Raw genomic sequence first — 18,224 nt, forward strand, 5'->3', positions numbered from 1 at the left:
TGTAAAGAGATACTCCCTCAGCGGCAAATTTCTTCAGAATAAGGGACACAACCCACAAAATCCTTCGCCGATTCTATAGAGATTCTTCCCGTTTCACAAGGAATAAAAAAACATAATCCGCACCTATTTTTGCGGGTACCGACAGGCTGCCCCTGACAAACTACCAATATCACGGCCGAGAGTTTAGCAGGGTATATAATTATTTAATATTGCGAAAACAGTAAATAAAAGGATAATGACCCAGCCTGTACGAAAAACTGCTTCCTGCACGCGTGCCGGCACGGCATAGCCTGTTACCCCTTCTATCAGGTAAAACAGCAAATGACCGCCATCTAATGGCGGCAAAGGCAAAAGATTAAACAGGCCAATGCCGATAGATAAAAAAGCAGCGAGCTGCACCAGCGCCCAGACACCAATATCACTCACTTTCCAGGCAATTTGTGCTGTGCGAACCGGGCCGCTTAACTGGCAGCGATCTGCCCGGCCCTGCAATAATTTGCCTAAATAACGGCCGGTTTGCTGCACAATAAAAGCTGTATCGCGCACACCCTCCTGCAAGGCCGCGCCGATTGTATAAGCTTTTTTACGAATATTTTCCGGGCTGTTGGAGCCGACAATCCCGATACGGCCAACACGAATAATATTACCGAAACCGTCATCAACCCGTTTCATTTCAGGAAAAACCGTAAGCGCAACCGGCCGGCCCTGCCGCTCTATCTCAAACTGAATCGCACCGCTGTCATGCAGCATAATATAACGCGCTATATCCTCAAAACTCCTTATAGCCTCCCCGTTAATTGTCAAAAACCGGTCACCTTCCTGCAAGCCGCCCACTGCGGCGGGAGAATGCGGCAATACCCGGCTGACAACCGGGCTAAGGGTAAATTTGCCGAAATAAAAAGCCATAAAGGCTAAAATGAACACAGCCAGCAAAGCGTTAAAAAACGGCCCGGCAATAATTGTGGCGGCGCGTTGCCAGGCATTGGCGGCAGCAAAAGAACCCGCGGGCAGACGGCGCCCGGTTTTTTCTGCCGCCGGGCGGGAATCAATCTCATCATCACCCAAAAAGCGCACATAGCCGCCAAGCGGCACGGCAGCAAGGCGCCAGCGTGTGCCGTTTTTATCTGTCCTCGCCCAGATTTCCGGCCCAAAACCGGCAGAAAATACCGCAGCTTTAATGCCGCACCAGCGGCCGACCAGATAATGCCCCATTTCATGCACGATAATAATTGCCATTAAAACGGCCAGAACACCGAAAAGACGGCAAAAAGCGTGATAAATATCCCAGAGAAAATCCCAATAGCTCAATTAATTTTTTCCCGATTTTTTCGCATAGACTGTTTTTGCCGCTACGCGCTACAAATAATATATGACAATAATAAGGTAAATTTACGGGAAACCCCAATCGGTAAAGGCCAGTAAACCGGCAAGGACAATACAGGCAGGCAACAAGCCGTCTATTCTATCCATAATCCCGCCATGCCCCGGCAGCAGGCGGCCGGAATCCTTGACACCGAAATGACGCTTGAATACAGATTCCGCCAAATCACCAATTTGGGCAATAACAGATAATAAAAAAGCCAAAACAATAATGAGAGAAAACGGCATAAACTGCGCCATTATAGCGCTGCCTTCTGTCAAAATACTCTGCTGCCGCAGCAAAAAAGTGAAAAAGCAGGCCCCCAATATGGCAGATACCGCGCCGCCAATCGCCCCCGACCATGTTTTATTGGGAGAAATTTTGGGCGCCAGCTTCGGCCCGCCGCAAAGACGCCCGCAGCTATAAGCGCCAATATCGCTGGCCCAAACGGTGCTATATAAAAACAGGAGCCAGTAAAGGCCGGTTTCACTGCCATGAGCCAGGCCCTCACGCAAAAAGACAAAACTCAAGGGAAACAGCACAGCATAAACAAAACCCGCTGCCTGAAAAACCGCAGCCCTGGCACCCGTTTCTGCCCGAACAAGACCATAACATAAACAAAGCCCGGCAAAAAAAGCGGCAAAAACATATAAAGGCGGGGCGGCAATCAGCAAAGCAATTCCCGGTAAAAGAAAGCCAATCCCGGCACATAAGCGCCCGCGTAGAGTTTGCAAAACGGCAATAATGCTGTTCCACTCATATAAGACCGCCGCCCCCACACAAAAGCAGAAAAAACGAAAAGCCAACCCGCCCCAACAGGCAATCACCACAGTGAAAAATGCAATAATCACACCGGTTATCAGGCGCAGCAATAAATTGGACACCGGCTTTTTCAGCCCGTTATCCGTTCTCACCGCCTTATTTACCGTCCATTTCTCTTTATCGCTTTGTGGCAAAGACTCCATAAACAGCCCCTTTACGCTTTTTTAACGGAATAATGACGCTGTTTTGTCCTGTCCATTTCAGCAGCTTCTCTGGCCGCATGGCGATTATGGCCGGCCATAGGATCTGAAAAGACGGCATTTTGCTCATTTTCCGCAGAATGTGACAATAAGCGGCCAAAACGCCTTTCTCTTTTGCAATAAGCATCAAGAGCAGCATCAAAATCCTGCACACTGAAATCAGGCCAGAAACATGGAACAAAGCTTAATTCGGCATAAGCAGCCTGCCACAGCAAAAAATTGGAAAGACGCATGTCGCCGCCCGTGCGAATAATCAAATCCGGATCCGGTATACCGGCCGTATCCATATGGGCAGCAAATAAAGCCTCATCAATATTGCCCGGCGCCAATGCTCCCGATACTGCTTTTTCCGCCAGCCTGGCTGCGACACGGACAAGCTCATTGCGACTGCCGTAATTAAAGGCCACAATCAGATTAAGACCATTATTTGCTTTTGTCTGCTCTTCAGCCTCATGCAATAAAGCGATAATATCGGCAGCCAGATTACAGCGATCACCGATAATTTTTATTTTCACATTATTATGCCGCAAATCGCGCAAATCACGGCGGACAAATAATTTCAACAGTGCCAATAAGCTGCCGACTTCCTCTGCCGGGCGCCGCCAGTTTTCTGAAGAAAAGGCATAAAGGGTCAGCCATTCCAGTTTTTTTTGCCCTGCATGGCGCACAATCCGGCGCAGAGTTTCCATACCTGCCTGATGCCCGGCCATACGCGGCAGTTTGCGCAAGCGCGCCCAGCGGCCGTTCCCGTCCATAATAATTGCAATATGGCGTGGAAGCATAATGGAAACCTTCGCCGAAATATGCCGGAAACACGCCCGCCCGCCTGCCGCTTTCCATGACACTTTATAAGCCCGGGCAAAGCCGGGAAGAGGAATAAAATCACACCGGCCTATACTTGCATGATTTCTGCTTCTTTGGCAGACAAAATCTTGTCAATTTCCCCAATAATATCATCTGTCAATTTTTGTACTTTATCAGCCTGAGTCCGGCTTTCGTCCTGGCCGATTAACGCCTCTTTTTCAGCTTTTTTCAAATTATCCATGCCGTCACGGCGAATATGGCGCACCGCAATGCGCGCCTGCTCGGCATAATTATGAGCGATTTTCACCAATTCACGGCGGCGTTCTTCATTCAGCTCCGGCAGAGGAATACGCAAAATCATGCCGTCCGTAATCGGATTTAACCCCAGGCCGCAATCACGAATAGCGCGTTCCACCGCCCCTACCATAGTTTTGTCCCACACAGAAACAGCCAGCATGCGCGACTCAGGCACGGAAATATTGCCGACCTGGTTAACAGGCAGCGTGGCACCATAAGCTTCTACCATAACTGTATCCAGCAAAGCGGTAGAAGCACGCCCCGTACGCAAACCCGTCAATTCATGTTTGAAAGAGGCAACAGCACCTTCCATACGGCGCTTAAGATCATCAAAATCCAACATTATCAATCCTTTATCTGCAAGCCGCGATAGCGGAGAAATTTGCCGCAAGCCGGTTTGCGACAACAGGCCGGCTTCGATTTAGCCCGACACCAGCGTAAACCGCCCCTTGCCGCGAATAATTTTGGCAAAACCGCCTTTTTCATGAATGGAATAAACAATAATGGGAATATTATTTTCCTGCGTCAAGGCAATGGCCGCCATATCCATCACTTCCAGGCCCTGTTTTATCATTTCTTCATGGGTAATACGGTCAAACCGCGCGGCTTTGCTGTCTTTTTTCGGATCCGCCGCATAAATACCGTCGACCTGTGTGCCTTTGAGCAATACATCAGCACCGATTTCGGCCGCGCGCAAGGCCGCTGCCGAATCTGTGGTGAAAAACGGATTGCCGGTGCCGCCGGCAAAAATAACAATTTTACCGGCATTGAGATAGGCCATGGCCTTGCGCTGGGAAAAGCTTTCGCAAATTTGCGGCATGGCAATGGCAGATAATACGACCGCATCGACCCCCAGCCGGGTCAGGGAAGTGCGTAAAGCCAAAGAATTAATTGCCGTAGCCAGCATACCCATATGATCGCCGGTTACCCTGTCGCCGCCGCGCGAAGCAACAGCGACACCGCGGAAAATATTGCCGCCGCCAATAACAACCCCCACATCAACGCCTTGCGCCCGCACTTCAGCAATATCGGCAGCAATACGATCGGCTACCGAAACGTCAACACCGAAACTCTGCCCTCCCATAAGCGCTTCACCGGAAACTTTCAACAAAACGCGTTTATATTGAGGGCTGTCCGCCATAATTATCTCCTGACATATTATTTACAAGCAACACGGATAAATATGATAAGTCACAACTGCCCCGCCCCTTATATAATAGCCGGTGACGGAAAGGCGCTCTGCCCCTCCCATTTACAAGCCGCTATCATGCAAAAGCGGCAAAACCCGGACAGATTATAAAGCCGGCCGGCTTTGCGGTTTCGCAACCTAAACCAAAAAACAGCCTTTATCAATAAAACTCACCCTCAGCCGATAAAACTTATGGGGAAAAGCCCAGGCTCTAATTATAAACCCATACAGGCAGGCAAGATTTCTCCGCACCGGCAATGAACCGCGCAAAAGCAAATATTCCGCCGGAGCAGCGGCAAATTTTCAGCTCTATATTTATTCCGCCGCCGGGCAATATGCCAGCATAAAAACGGGACTCACCCTTAGGGGCAAGTCCCGCTTGTCAATCAGTTTACGCAACAGGCCGTTTCAGCTTTTGGCAGCAGCCGCTACTTCCGCCGCAAAATCCGTCACTTCTTTTTCAATCCCTTCGCCTAAGGCAAAGCGCACATAACCGACAATCTTCACCGGTGCGCCAACCGCTTTTTCTGCCTCTTTGGCAGCGGCCGCCACAGTCATATCCGGATTCACAACAAAAGCCTGCGACAGCAGCACAACTTCCTCATAAAATTTGCGCAAGCGCCCTTCCACCATTTTCTCAATAATAGCTTCAGGCTTGCCTGACTGGCGCGCCTGCTCGGCAAAAATAGTTTTTTCACGCTCAACCGCAGCGGCATCGATCTCCTCCGGCGTTAAAGCCAGCGGATTTGTGGCGGCAACATGCATGGCGACCTGGCGGCCGAAAGCCTTGGCCGCCTCTTTGTCCCCCGCTGTCTCCAAAGCGACCAGAACACCGATTTTGCCCAGGCCTTCAGCAATGGAATTGTGCATATAGGCAGCAATTACCCCTTTATCCGCCTCCACCATGGCGACACGGCGCAGCGCCATATTTTCACCTATTGTGCCAATGGCATCTTTCAACACCGCCGCAACAGTTTTACCGCTGCTGCCGGGACAAGACGCAGCAAGAACAGCGTCTAAAACCCCGTCTGTCTGCAACGCCGCTTCGGCAATATGGCGCACAATCTGCTGGAAATCAGCATTGCGGGCGACAAAATCCGTCTCGGAATTTACTTCTACCAAAACAGCTTTATGCCCCTGCGCCGCCAGGCCGATCAAACCCTCAGCCGCCGTGCGCCCAGCCTTTTTGTCAGCCTTGGCAATGCCTTTTTTACGCAGCCAGTCTACTGCTTCTGCCATATTTCCGCCGCTTGCCACCAAAGCCGCTTTCGAATCCATCATACCGGCACCGGTCATCTCACGAAGCTTTTTAACCTCAGACGCAGAAATACTCATTATCGCTTCTCCATTTCACCGCATTATCGCATTCCCAACCGAAAACCGGATTTGAGGAATAATGTCGTAAAACCCTTAATATTGGCGATCCCGCCCCATTTTGCCCGCCTGATTCACAGCAGCAAACGGGCTGCCCTGCCGATAATCCATAAGCCGATACTATCAGGCCTTGGCTTCGGCTGTTTCCTCTGCCGTAATATCGGCGACCAAAGCAGGCTCAAGCGGCGCCTCCGCCTGAGCGCCAATATCAACACCCATAGCGCCCTGCTGGCGCGCAATGCCGTCAATAGCCGCTTTCGCCATCAAATCGCAATAAAGCGCAATAGCGCGAGACGCATCATCATTGCCCGGTATCGGGTGATCAATTTTATCGGGATCGCAATTTGTATCAACAACAGCAATCACCGGAATGCCCAGGCGTTTGGCTTCCTGAATGGCAATCGCTTCTTTATTGGAGTCAATAACAAACATTAAATCGGGGACAGAACCCATATCCTTGATACCGCCCAAAGCGCGGTTGAGCTTGCCGCATTCGCGCTCAATATTCAGGCGTTCTTTTTTGGTAAAGCCCTGCCCTTCACCGGACAACACCCCTTCCAGCCGGCGCAAACGCTGAATGGAATTGGAAATTGTTTTCCAATTTGTCAGCATGCCGCCCAGCCAGCGGGAATTGACATAATATTGTGCTGAAGCCCGCGCCGCCTCGGCTACAATATCGGAAGCCTGACGCTTGGTGCCGACAAAAAGCACCCGGCCGCCGCGCGCTACCGTATCTGCCACCAGCTTTAACGCCTGGTGCAACAGCGGAACAGTCTGCGATAAATCAATAATATGAATATTATTGCGCTCGCCAAAAATATAGGGGGCCATTTTTGGATTCCAGCGATGTGACTGGTGGCCAAAATGGACACCGGCTTCCAGTAGCTGGCGCATAGTAAAATCAGGCAAAGCCATTGTTTTTCCTTTCCGGTTAAACCTCCACGAATACAGGCCTTAAAGCCACCGGCGGGAAAGCCGAAAGCCGGCAAACCCTTATTATCCGTGTGTGTGATAAGCGGCTTTTACTAAAAATTCAGGCTTTTTGCAAGCCGCAATAGCGCAAAAAGACAGGAAACCAAGAAAAGCGGCGGCAGCAAACTCTGCTTTCAGGCGCACCCCGCCCTTGTTACCGGGATTTGCCGGCCGCAGTCTTCCTCCTATGGGTGGCGCATATAGGCGCCCCGCACATAATATAGAGAGAAAGACAGAGCAAAACCCCCTTTTGCCCTGCGGCGGCAAGCCGCATTCACTTTGGCAGCGGCCCGGGGACAGGCTATTTTTTACAAGCTGCTTTATCTGATTTTTCCTGCAAAATATCCAGCCGCACCAATTTGCCGCGAATAGAAAAATCGCCGTAATCCATAAATAAATTGCGCGTTATGCCGTTTTCATAAAGCAAAAATTCTGTGCGGTAACCCGGCAGGCCGTCTTTATTTTCCGCATCATCGAAATAGGCAATAGTCACAGGCCAGGTCGGCTCATCGGCGAAATCGCCCATAAATTTGATCTCACGATCATCAGGCGCAGGCTTTTGCCTGCTGCCGATAATAATAGTCGTCTCGGCCACATTATCGGCGGCACCTGAACCGTCAAACAAATCCATTTTCATGAAATGCTTGCCTGCCAACGCATTTTTGATAATATCTTCCATTTGCGCCAGCGGGAAATAGGCTTTTTTTAATTTATAATTTTCATCATCAGGTTTGGTCAGCACTACTTCCAAACCGTTTCTTGAACGCCTGGCCGTGCCGACTACCTCTTCTGTCAAATCACCGTCCAGATAATTTTTGGTAGCAAAGCGGAATTCTTTGCCGTCAACAGCTTCAAAACTGGTGCTTTGCCTGTCTGTCAGGCGTGAGGCATCATCTTTCATATCCACATGGGTCAAAAGACGAAATTGCGTTGTCCAGCCCTCACATTTTGAACCGCTAAATTCATAGGCCATACGGCCGTTAAGCCCGGTTATATCAGATTTTTCGGCCATATTTTCCAGCGTAATATCATATATGGCACGATAAGAGACAAAGCCGCTTTTTTTATGAGAAACTGCCGCATTTTGCACCGGCGCCGCGCCGGCTGCCGCGACAAATCCTGCCGCGGCAGCCAGAGAAAACAGCAAGGCGGCAGAAGCGGCAAATTTGTCGGAAACCAGCCTGAATTTGCTCATTGCTCCCATAATGCATTTTAACGGCATAATGCTTTGTCCCTTTGCTCCATTCTGCCGGAATTTATACAGGAATCCCCGCTGCCTAGTCAAAGGATAAAAGCAGAAACAGGCCAAACTTTGCCAGATAGCGGTCAGCAAACCGGGACAGCTTGCAAATAATCGGCAAAGCGGCACATAATTTAGCGGTTTTGCTTTATAATATTTTTGCCATAATGTCGGCCAATATGCTTTGAGTCGGACGACAAAGGAGAAATCATGACAGCATCGCCTGAGGAACGGCCCGATAAAAATGCCGGCTTTTACGATAAGAGCAATATTTTCGCCAAAATCCTGCGCCGCGAAATTCCCGTAATTCCTGTTTATGAAGATGACACAATACTGGCTTTTATGGACGCCATGCCGCAGGCAGAAGGCCATGTTCTGCTTATCCCCAAAGCGCCATGCCGCAATTTGCTCGACGCCGACCCGCAAATTTTGCCGCATTTTATCCGGATTCTACAGAAACTGGCGCAGGCCGTACAGCAGGCTTTATCGGCTGACGGTATTGCTATTATGCAATTTAATGAAGCGGCGGCCGGGCAGACAGTGTTTCATTTGCATTTTCATATTATTCCGCATTATGCCGGCAAGGCGCGGCAGGCGCATGGCAGCAATCCGGTGCCGCCGGAAAAACTGGCCCCGATAGCGGCACAAATAAGCGCGGCGCTGGCGAAAAAACTGTAAGCTGATAAGGATTACCATTATGGGCCGCTCACATTGCCGGCTCAGGCAGCAGATCCTGCGGCTGCCAGACAATGGTAACCGTCTTTTTTAAGCAGAGCGCAGGTATTGCGCGCGGCGGTTATGGAAGTAAAGCCGCCAAAGCGCACGCGATAATAGGGTGTGCCGCTTTTCGTGAATTTTTCTGTATAGGGCCTGGCAGCGGCATAAATTTTATGCACGCGCCTGGTAGCCCGAGTTAAAATATGTTCGGCTTCCCGCAGATTTTTGCTGGCGGCCAACTGGATAATCCAGCCTTTATCAGGCTGCTTGTTACTTCCGGCGGCCGGCACAGAGGCAGTAACGATATTATCCAAAGCCTGCGCATCTCCGGCAGCAGGTAACACAGCTTTATCCAAAGCTGCTATCGCCGCTTTTTGCTGCGGCTCATTAACAGATTGCGAAGCCAGCATCATCAATAAAGCTGAATCCCGCTCCCTGTCGCTCATCACCGCTACGGGGGCAGAGAGCGGCGCAGTCCTCCCTTTATCTTCCTGCATTTTTTGAGCAGAATTCCCGCCGGTCTTACCGGCTGTCATTTTTACGGTCGGCACGGGTATGGCGGCTGCTCTTCCGGCCGCTGCCGGCTTTGCTTTATCACCTTGCGCCAGCGCCGCCATCAAAACCGGTGTTTCCGCCGGCGCTGCCGGTGCCGGATTAAAGTCTTTTTTACCGCCGGCTTTATCCATATAACGCGTTAACAGACCCGCCATCTGGCTATCGCGCAGCGCCGAGCTTTTGCCGCCCAGAACAACAGCGACAAGGCTTTTATTGCCAATATGACGTGAGCTGGCCAGATTAAAGCCCGACATACGCGTATAGCCGGTTTTAATGCCGTCGACACCGGCCATATTGGCCACCAGGCGATTATGACCGCGAATAAGCCGCCCCTGATGAACAAAATTTGTCGTACTGAATAAAGCATATTGATCCGGAAAATGGCGTTGCAAGGCCAAAGCCAGAATAGCCAAATCGCGCGCTGTGGAATAATTTTGCATATCAGGCAGGCCTGAAGCATTGGTAAAATTTGTCCGGCGCATACCTAATTGCCGCGCTTTCATAGTCATCATACGGGCAAAATTCTTTTCCGAGCCGCCTAAATATTCGGCAATAGCAACAGCAATATCATTGGCCGATTTGGTGATTAAAGCCTTGGCAGCCGCTTCTGCGCCGATTTTACGGCCGACACCGAGATTCAGTTTTGTCGGCGGCTGGCTATTGGCATAGGCTGAAACAGGAATGGGAGTTCCGGCAGCAATGCGCCTGGCTTTCATCGCATCAAACAGCAGATAAAGCGTCATCATTTTTGTTAAAGAAGCGGGATAGCGGCGCATATCGGCTTTATCGGCAAATAATACACGGCCATTATTGGCATCAATAACAATGGCAGCATATTTGTCAGGAAAAACGCCGGAGGGCACAGCCTCAGCCGATACTGTAAAAACGGTCAGAACCCCAATAGTCAATAGGGCACCCAAAGCCGCTATAGCTGTTTTTTTACAAAATTCCACATAAAATCTGACAAGACGCACTAAAACACCTTAAAATTACCCGGTATTAAACCGGCTATACAAGACCAAATCGCGATAAATATCCCCCGCCGCTGCGAGCGGCAGTAATCTTGCGCGGAATTTCTGCCGCAGACTGGGCTAATTCTGTTACAAATTCGTTTACGAAAAATAAAAAACAGCCTGTTTCAGGCTACACTAAAATAGCGCAAAAGTAAAATCAGCGCTTTAAGAGAGAGCTATAAGACTTTGATTACAGATAAATAAAACCCCGGTACTATAAACCATATTATTTTTCAATAAATTACAAAATTCCTTAAAATTTTGCTAAAATCACATATTTTGCCGACTGTCAGTTGCGGCTGATTTTTCTTAAGGCCGGCATTCTGGTGACAAAAAATAACCGCCCCCAAAGGAGCGGTTATAACAGGCGCTGCAAAACTGTCTTATTTATCGTTGACAGCTTCTTTCAGCAAATTGCCGGCCTTAAATTTCGGCACATTGCGCGCCGGAATATCAATCGGCGTGCCGTTAGCGGGATTAACCCCCTTGGAAGCCGCACGATGAGAAACCTCAAAAGAACCAAAACCGGGAATACGAACATCTTCCCCCTGCTGCAAAGTCCCGCTGACAGATTTAATAAAAGCCTCAACGGCTTCCGCCGCTTTGGCATTAGTAAGGCCCGCTTCCCTGGCAACAGCGCTTACAAGTTCTTTCTTGTTCATATGAATACTTCCTTTCTTAAATCTCGCTCTGGCAATTTGGCGGCCACAACACGCTGCCAAATGGTAAAGTCCTGTCTTATGTTTAGCAAAAATAAAAACAAAGAAAAGCCGAAAAAAGCCTTAAGACGCCAAACTCGGCCTTTCCTCAGGTTTTGCACAAATTTCTTGGGCAAAAACAGCCTTTTTCCGGGCAAAATCGGCAAAAACGACACGCTGTCCTTGCAGATTTCCCAGGCTTTTGCCCGGATTTTCTTAATGCGCCAGCATAGGATTAACCGTGCTGTCATCACTTTGAGCCACATTATTATTGGCATTATTGGCCGCTTCTTCATCTTTTTCCGACCATTGAACAGGTGTCGGCTCACGCGTCAAGGCATAATGCAAAACTTCACTGGCGTGAGAAACCGGGATAATTTCCATATTATTTTTGACATTATCCGGTATTTCCGCCAGATCTTTGGCATTTTCTTCCGGTATTAAAACCCGTTTAATGCCGCCGCGCAAGGCCGCCAGCAATTTCTCCTTCAGCCCGCCAATCGGCAAAACCCGCCCGCGCAGAGTAATTTCGCCGGTCATGGCCACATCTTTGCGCACCGGAATGCCTGTCATTATTGAAACAATCGCCGTCATCATGGCAATACCGGCCGAAGGCCCGTCTTTCGGCGTTGCTCCTTCCGGCACATGGACATGAATATCCCGCTTGTCAAACAGCGGCGGCTTAATGCCGAAATCTACCGCTCTTGAGCGCACATAAGACGCCGCCGCCGAAATAGATTCCTTCATGACATCGCGCAAATTGCCGGTAACTGTCATGCGGCCCTTGCCCGACATCATCACGCCTTCAATGGTCAGCAGCTCACCGCCTACTTCTGTCCAGGCCAGGCCGGTTACAATACCGACCTGATCTTCCGCATCAATCATGCCGAAGCGATAGCGCTTCACGCCCAGATAATCGGCAATATTGCCGGCAGTAATATGCACATATTTGACATTTTCCTTGATGATTCTGGTCACTGCCTTGCGCGCCAGTTTCATCAGCTCACGCTCCAGGCTGCGCACGCCCGCTTCACGCGTATAATATTGGATAATAGCGCGGACAGCAGCGTCATCAACAGAGAATTCGCTTTTGCGCAAGGCATGTTCCGTAATCGTCTTAGGCAATAAATGGCGTTTGACAATTTCCACTTTCTCATCTTCAGTATAACCGGCAATGCGGATAATCTCCATACGATCCAGCAGCGGCCCGGGAATATTGAGCGAATTGGCAGTGGTCACAAACATGACATCGGACAAATCATATTCCACCTCCAGATAATGATCCATAAAAGTGGAGTTCTGCTCAGGGTCGAGCACTTCCAGCAAAGCAGAAGACGGATCACCGCGGAAATCCTGCCCCATTTTATCAATTTCATCGAGCAGAAAAAGCGGGTTGGATTTTTTTGCCTTTTTCATGGACTGAATAATTTTGCCCGGCATAGAGCCGATATAAGTGCGCCTGTGACCGCGAATTTCCGATTCATCACGCACACCGCCCAGCGCCATACGCACATATTCCCGCCCTGTCGCCTTGGCTACAGAATGCGCCAGCGAGGTTTTGCCGACACCGGGAGGGCCGACCAGGCACAAAATCGGGCCTTTGATTTTTTTGGCCCGGCTTTGCACTGCCAAATATTCAACAATGCGTTCTTTCACTTTATCCAGGCCGAAATGCTCTTCATCAAGCACTTTTTCAGCAAAATTCAGGTCTTTTTTAATTGGCGATTTTTTGTTCCACGGTATATTAAGCAGCCAGTCCAGATAATTGCGCACCACAGTCGCTTCTGCCGACATAGGTGACATAGAGCGTAATTTCTTGATTTCAGAATGGGCTTTTTCTTCCGCTTCCTTGCTTAAACGGGTTTTCTTGATATTATCTTCCAGCTCTGAAATTTCATCACGGCCGTCTTCGCCCTCGCCCAATTCTTTCTGAATAGCCTTCATCTGCTCATTCAAATAATATTCGCGCTGGGTTTTTTCCATTTGCCGCTTCACCCGCGAGCGAATGCGCTTTTCCACCTGCAAAACAGAAACTTCCGATTCCATAAAGCTTAAAGCGCGCTCCAGCCGCTCACGCACATCGAGCAGCGCCAGCATTTCCTGTTTTTCCGACAATTTTACGGTCAAATGCGAGGCAATAGTATCGGCAAGTTTGGAGGGATTTTCAATCTGGCTGACAGCGCTGATAACTTCCGGCGAAATTTTTTTATTAAGTTTGACATAATTTTCAAAATCGGCCACAACCGAACGCGCCAGCGCCTCGACCTCCACCTCATCATCAACCGCCTCAGCGAGAACCTCTGCCTCTGCCTGTAAATAGGCCCCTTTATCATAAAAATGCCGCAGCCCGGTGCGGGCAACACCTTCTACCAGCACTTTCACCGTGCCGTCAGGAAGTTTCAATAATTGCAAAATATTGGCCAAAGTGCCGACATCATAAATTTCCTTGGGCTGTGGATCATCATCGGCAGCGCTTTTTTGCGTTACCAGCAAAATTTGCCGATTTTCGCGCATAGCCTCTTCCAGGGCGCGAATCGATTTTTCCCTGCCGACAAAAAGCGGCACAATCATATGCGGGAAAACGACAATATCGCGCAGGGGCAAAACAGCGTAAAGGCCGCTTGTTTCTTTCCCTGTTTTTCCAGAACGTTCCTGCATTATTTATCCTTTCGCAAAAGCTTGGCTTACAGGCTTAAAGGCAGTTTAAAACCTGCTCCCTTCGTCTCTTTTTTGGGAACGAGAATAGCCGAGCCTCATAGATGGTTGCACCAAAGCCCGATTTCAAGAGTCAGGAAAAGACTGTGTTACCCGGCACGATACGCTAAAACACATAGAGAATACAAAGCCGGCACAAAAGCTGAAAATAAACAAAGCAATGACGGCTCAACAGAGATTAGGAGAAAAACGGCAAATACCAGACAAGACACCATCACAATACGCGGCACAGCAACAGGAGCCGGATAAGACCAAACTGAAATCACAGCCTTTTCACGGTTAATAAAATAGCAGCATATTCTTAAAGCAATCTTATTGCTCGCCGCAAATTTATTTTGCCTGCTAAAATCGCCCGCTTGTCATACCGGTAATATAACTTAAAAGCAGGAAAACTGCCGGCATTACGGCAAAGCCGCATCATAAAAGGGAAATCTCTCAGATTCACAACGCCGAAACGCCGGCATCAGCCGCGATAATATTACTGCGGCAGCGGCGCTGATTGCGGCCGGAAAAGCGCCGCCTTTCAGGTGGCTGCCGGACTAAACCGGAGAATCATCAGGCCGAAACATTGCCTCTTTCATGCTGTTTATCGGCATAAATATAAAGCGGGCGGGCGCGGCCTTCCACCACTTCGCTTGAGACGGCAACTTCCCGCACATCTTCCAGCACCGGCAGATCAAACATAGTATCCAGCAAAATCTTTTCCATAATTGAGCGCAGGCCGCGCGCCCCTGTCTTGCGCTCAATCGCCTTTTCAGCAATAGCGCGCAAGGCATCATCATGAAAAGTCAGCACCACATCTTCCATTTCAAACAGGCGCTTATATTGCTTGACCAAGGCATTTTTCGGCCTGGACAAAATTTGCACCAAAGCCTCAATATCCAGATCTTCCAATGTGGCAATAACCGGCAAACGGCCGACAAATTCCGGAATAAGGCCGAATTTCAGCAAATCCTCCGGCTCCAGATCACGGAAGACAGCGCCCAGACGGCGGCTGTCCGGCGCCGCTACTTTAGCACCAAAACCGATAGAGGTTTTTTCACTGCGTGCCAGAATAATTTTATCCAGCCCGGCAAAAGCGCCGCCGCAAATAAACAGAATATTGGTTGTATCCACCTGCAGAAATTCCTGCTGCGGGTGTTTGCGCCCGCCTTGCGGCGGCACAGAAGCCACAGTTCCCTCCATCACCTTCAACAGTGCCTGCTGCACCCCCTCACCTGAAACATCGCGCGTAATAGACGGATTTTCCGCCTTGCGTGTAATTTTATCGACCTCGTCAATATAAACAATGCCGCGCTGCGCCCGCTCAACATTATAATCGGCCGCCTGCAGCAATTTCAGGATAATATTTTCCACATCTTCGCCAACATAGCCGGCTTCGGTCAAGGTTGTGGCATCGGCCATGGTAAAAGGCACATCAATAATGCGCGCCAAAGTCTGCGCCAGATAAGTCTTGCCGCAGCCTGTCGGCCCAACCAGCAAAATATTGGATTTTGTCAGCTCAATATCGGAATTTTTAGATTGATGCGCCAGCCTTTTATAATGATTATGCACGGCCACTGCCAAAATCTTTTTGGCATTATTCTGGCCGATAACATAATCATCAAGCACGTGCATAATTTCTTGCGGAGTCGGCACCCCTTCGCGCAATTTTGCCGAAGACGCCTTGTTCTCCTCGCTGATAATATCCATACACAAGCCGACACATTCATCACAGATAAAAACAGTCGGCCCGGCTATCAATTTGCGCACTTCATGCTGGCTTTTGCCGCAAAATGAGCAATAAAGCGTATTTTTGCTGTCGCCGCCGCTGCCGCTATTTGCAACTTTGCTCATTTTATCCTTCCTTTCCAACACTGCGCTTTCAGGCTTTGTTACCGCAAATTTCACAACCGGTTTCGGCACAATACCCGCCGTATGGGGATTACACTTCCCGGTTCAGATTTGCTGCCGCATATAGATTTACACCAAAGCCCGACAGCACAATACCCATTTTTACGGCAAAGATGTAAATGCAAAGATAATGCCCCCAAGCCTCGCCGCAGTCTATATCAGGCCGCTCCGGCCGCGCTAGGCTTCATCAAAATCCTGCCGTTTTTTTAATACCTGATCAAGCAGACCAAATTCCTTCGCCTCTTCTGCCGACATAAAATGGTCGCGATCCAGCGTTTTTTCAATAGTTTCATAATCGCGCCCGGTATGTGCGACATAAATTTCATTCAGACGGCGCTTTAATTTGATAATATCCTGCGCATGGCGCTGAATATCCGCCGCCACGCCCTTAAAGCCGCCGGAAGGCTGGTGCACCATAATCCGCGCATTAGGCAGAGCAAAACGCTGCCCTTTTGCCCCCGCCGCCAATAATAGCGACCCCATAGAGGCCGCCTGCCCCATACACAAAGTGACAACTTGCGGGCGGATAAATTGCATTGTGTCATAAATAGCCAGACCGGCAGTCACATAACCGCCGGGCGAATTGATATAAAGGCTGATGTCTTTTTTGGGATTTTCCGCTTCCAGAAACAAAAGCTGGGCGCAAACCAGCATAGCCATATTATCTTCCACCGGGCCATTGATAAAAATAATCCGCTCTTTCAGCAGCCGCGAAAAAATATCATAAGCCCGCTCGCCGCGATTGGTCTGCTCCACCACCATTGGCACAAGATTCATTGCTGTTCTGATTTTATCCTGCATGGTCACTCTGTTTCTGCTCTCAGCTCATGCCGCTATTTACCGCATTTGATAAAACAGCGCAAACTCCCTTTGATAGGCTTTTCCACTGGGAATTGCAATAAGGATTAGATAAGGCACCAATACGGCCCGTAATAAAAGCCGAAAAATCGCGGCAGCAGGAAAAAGCCGATAAAAGGCTGATATGGCTCGGCTCAAAAAAACTCCAGGCCGACACGGAACATTTGCTCAACATCATGCACCGCCTCAGCCAGAGCGAAAATAGTAACCCAATCGCCGGCTATAATCCGGGTAGAGCCGACAGGGCGGATAATAGCGCCGTCACGATAAATTACTCCAATACGCAAATTTCCCGGCAGATCCAGCTCAGCTATTGGCGGCCCGACCAAAGAAGATGTCTCCAGCGCCTGGGCTTCAATCAGCTCTGCCTGCCCGTGTGAGACAGAATGCACAGCACGAATCCGCCCGCGGCGCATTTGTTGCAGAATTTTGGAAACAGTCACATTGCGCGGGTTAATATGGGCGTCAATACCGTTTGTTCGAGTCAGTTCCTCATAAAGCGGATTATTGACCAAAACCATATTAGCCTTGCAACCCAGCCGCCTGGCCATCATAGCGCTTAACACATTCACCTGCTCCTGATTGGTGAGGGCCAGCATTAAATCTGTCTCTTCCACCCTTGCGTCCTGCAAAATTGCCTGTTCCAGAGCGCTGCCGTTTAATACCGGCGTATTGGCCAGTTCATCGGCAATATGTAGCGCCCGATGGCGATCGGCCTCAATAATTTTTACATTGGTTTTGAGGTTTTTTCTTTCAATCGCTTTGGCGACATAAAGGCCAATATGGCCGCCGCCAGCAATAATAATGCGCCGCGCCTCCTGTTCTTCATGGCCGAAAAGCGATAATAGCCGCCGCACCTGGTCGCTGGCTACGGTCACATAAGCAATATCGCTTTTTTGCAACTGCGTTTCGGCATTGGGGATAAAAATATCGCGCCCGCGTTTCAGCCCGACAATCACCGCCCGCAAATCCGGGAAAAGCTGGCTTAATTGCCGCAAAGGCGTTTCCAGCAGTGGGCAATCATCAAGGCATTCTACCGCCAGCAGGGTAGCCTTGCCCTCCGCCGCTACCACCACATCAAGCGCGCCCGGCTCGGCAAGACGCCGCAAAACCACTTCACCTACTTCAACTTCCGGCGAAATCACCACATCAATAGACAGGCTCTCACGTGAAAAAAAGCTTTGAAATTCAGGGCCTAAATAAGCTTGTGACCGCACCCGGGCAATTTTTATCGGCACATTAAAATGGGTATGCGCCACCTGGCAGGCAATCATATTGATTTCATCATAAAGGGTGACAGCAATCAGCATATCGGCATTGGCGGCATCGGCCGCGGCCAGCACATCAGGGTGGGATCCGTGCCCGACAAGGCCGCGCACGTCCAGAGTATCGCGTATTGCCTCAATCCGCTTCGGATCTTTGTCAATAACGGTTACGTCAATATTTTCTACCACCAGCCGCTCGGCAATGCCGTAACCTACTTGCCCTGCGCCGCAAATAATAACCTTCATTGTCTG

At 49.7% G+C, this 18,224-nt stretch carries 14 protein-coding genes and 1 pseudogene; 1 reads left to right on the top strand and 14 read right to left on the bottom strand.

Annotated features, from left to right (window positions below; genetic code table 11):
• Positions 1 to 183: 183 nt before the first annotated feature.
• From rseP to DPQ22_RS07480, 8 genes and pseudogenes are all read right to left on the bottom strand, one after another.
• Positions 184 to 1,308: an RIP metalloprotease RseP gene (gene rseP, locus DPQ22_RS07445; RefSeq protein WP_246681531.1), complete on the bottom strand. Its 1,125-nt coding sequence runs from the start codon at positions 1,306 to 1,308 to the stop codon at positions 184 to 186.
• Positions 1,309 to 1,389: 81 nt separating this feature from the next.
• Entirely contained in the window at positions 1,390 to 2,325 is a 936-nt protein-coding gene (locus DPQ22_RS07450) for a phosphatidate cytidylyltransferase (protein ID WP_150214638.1), read from the bottom strand.
• 89 nt (positions 2,326 to 2,414) lie between these two features.
• Positions 2,415 to 3,164 (bottom strand): annotated as a pseudogene (locus DPQ22_RS07455) (isoprenyl transferase); the annotation flags it as partial.
• Between the two features lie 110 nt (positions 3,165 to 3,274).
• Positions 3,275 to 3,826, bottom strand: coding sequence for a ribosome recycling factor (gene frr, locus DPQ22_RS07460; RefSeq protein ID WP_150214640.1), 552 nt, complete (start codon positions 3,824 to 3,826; stop codon positions 3,275 to 3,277).
• A 78-nt stretch (positions 3,827 to 3,904) separates the two neighbouring features.
• Positions 3,905 to 4,624, bottom strand: a complete 720-nt coding sequence (pyrH, locus tag DPQ22_RS07465) for a UMP kinase (RefSeq protein ID WP_150214643.1) — start codon at positions 4,622 to 4,624, stop codon at positions 3,905 to 3,907.
• A gap of 456 nt (positions 4,625 to 5,080) precedes the next feature.
• A complete protein-coding gene (tsf, locus tag DPQ22_RS07470) occupies positions 5,081 to 6,007 on the bottom strand; it encodes a translation elongation factor Ts (RefSeq protein WP_150214645.1) in 927 nt (308 codons plus the stop codon).
• Between the two features lie 162 nt (positions 6,008 to 6,169).
• A complete protein-coding gene (gene rpsB, locus DPQ22_RS07475; RefSeq protein ID WP_150214647.1) occupies positions 6,170 to 6,961 on the bottom strand; it encodes a 30S ribosomal protein S2 in 792 nt (263 codons plus the stop codon).
• 358 nt (positions 6,962 to 7,319) lie between these two features.
• Entirely contained in the window at positions 7,320 to 8,240 is a 921-nt protein-coding gene (locus DPQ22_RS07480) for a cell envelope integrity EipB family protein (RefSeq protein WP_246681532.1), read from the bottom strand.
• A 228-nt stretch (positions 8,241 to 8,468) separates the two neighbouring features.
• Between DPQ22_RS07480 and DPQ22_RS07485 the strand changes: the two genes are divergently transcribed.
• Complete coding sequence (locus DPQ22_RS07485) at positions 8,469 to 8,936, top strand: HIT family protein (RefSeq protein ID WP_150214649.1); 468 nt, start codon at positions 8,469 to 8,471, stop codon at positions 8,934 to 8,936.
• Between the two features lie 41 nt (positions 8,937 to 8,977).
• Here the strand turns inward: DPQ22_RS07485 and DPQ22_RS07490 are convergent, their stop codons facing one another.
• The 6 genes from DPQ22_RS07490 to trkA form a co-directional block, all read right to left on the bottom strand.
• Entirely contained in the window at positions 8,978 to 10,504 is a 1,527-nt protein-coding gene (locus tag DPQ22_RS07490; protein ID WP_425305156.1) for an SPOR domain-containing protein, read from the bottom strand.
• A 422-nt stretch (positions 10,505 to 10,926) separates the two neighbouring features.
• Positions 10,927 to 11,205, bottom strand: a complete 279-nt coding sequence (locus DPQ22_RS07495; protein WP_150214652.1) for an HU family DNA-binding protein — start codon at positions 11,203 to 11,205, stop codon at positions 10,927 to 10,929.
• Positions 11,206 to 11,457: 252 nt separating this feature from the next.
• The gene (gene lon, locus DPQ22_RS07500) at positions 11,458 to 13,899 is read right to left on the bottom strand and encodes an endopeptidase La (protein WP_150214655.1); all 2,442 of its coding nucleotides are present in this window, start codon (positions 13,897 to 13,899) and stop codon (positions 11,458 to 11,460) included.
• 612 nt (positions 13,900 to 14,511) lie between these two features.
• Positions 14,512 to 15,792 carry an ATP-dependent Clp protease ATP-binding subunit ClpX gene (gene clpX, locus DPQ22_RS07505; RefSeq protein WP_150214657.1) on the bottom strand — a complete coding sequence of 427 codons (1,281 nt, stop codon included), beginning with the start codon at positions 15,790 to 15,792 and terminating at the stop codon, positions 14,512 to 14,514.
• Between the two features lie 234 nt (positions 15,793 to 16,026).
• Positions 16,027 to 16,650, bottom strand: coding sequence for an ATP-dependent Clp endopeptidase proteolytic subunit ClpP (gene clpP, locus DPQ22_RS07510; protein ID WP_150214868.1), 624 nt, complete (start codon positions 16,648 to 16,650; stop codon positions 16,027 to 16,029).
• Between the two features lie 191 nt (positions 16,651 to 16,841).
• Positions 16,842 to 18,218 (bottom strand): Trk system potassium transporter TrkA, encoded by a 1,377-nt coding sequence (gene trkA, locus DPQ22_RS07515; RefSeq protein WP_150214660.1) that lies wholly within the window; start codon positions 18,216 to 18,218, stop codon positions 16,842 to 16,844.
• Positions 18,219 to 18,224 lie beyond the last annotated feature (6 nt).

The organism is Candidatus Tokpelaia sp. (assembly GCF_008636115.1).
In the GTDB taxonomy this organism is placed as follows: domain Bacteria; phylum Pseudomonadota; class Alphaproteobacteria; order Rhizobiales; family Rhizobiaceae; genus QLZD01.

Excerpts from the sequence above, each read along its gene's own strand:
- DPQ22_RS07450 (WP_150214638.1), bottom strand. The coding sequence starts at position 2,325 with ATGGAGTCTTTGCCACAAAGCGATAAAGAGAAATGGACGGTAAATAAG.
- frr (WP_150214640.1), bottom strand. The coding sequence starts at position 3,826 with ATGTTGGATTTTGATGATCTTAAGCGCCGTATGGAAGGTGCTGTTGCC.
- pyrH (WP_150214643.1), bottom strand. The coding sequence starts at position 4,624 with ATGGCGGACAGCCCTCAATATAAACGCGTTTTGTTGAAAGTTTCCGGT.
- tsf (WP_150214645.1), bottom strand. The coding sequence starts at position 6,007 with ATGAGTATTTCTGCGTCTGAGGTTAAAAAGCTTCGTGAGATGACCGGT.
- rpsB (WP_150214647.1), bottom strand. The coding sequence starts at position 6,961 with ATGGCTTTGCCTGATTTTACTATGCGCCAGCTACTGGAAGCCGGTGTC.
- DPQ22_RS07480 (WP_246681532.1), bottom strand. The coding sequence starts at position 8,240 with ATGCCGTTAAAATGCATTATGGGAGCAATGAGCAAATTCAGGCTGGTT.
- DPQ22_RS07485 (WP_150214649.1), top strand. The coding sequence starts at position 8,469 with ATGACAGCATCGCCTGAGGAACGGCCCGATAAAAATGCCGGCTTTTAC.
- DPQ22_RS07495 (WP_150214652.1), bottom strand. The coding sequence starts at position 11,205 with ATGAACAAGAAAGAACTTGTAAGCGCTGTTGCCAGGGAAGCGGGCCTT.
- lon (WP_150214655.1), bottom strand. The coding sequence starts at position 13,899 with ATGCAGGAACGTTCTGGAAAAACAGGGAAAGAAACAAGCGGCCTTTAC.
- clpX (WP_150214657.1), bottom strand. The coding sequence starts at position 15,792 with ATGAGCAAAGTTGCAAATAGCGGCAGCGGCGGCGACAGCAAAAATACG.
- clpP (WP_150214868.1), bottom strand. The coding sequence starts at position 16,650 with ATGCAGGATAAAATCAGAACAGCAATGAATCTTGTGCCAATGGTGGTG.
- trkA (WP_150214660.1), bottom strand. The coding sequence starts at position 18,218 with ATGAAGGTTATTATTTGCGGCGCAGGGCAAGTAGGTTACGGCATTGCC.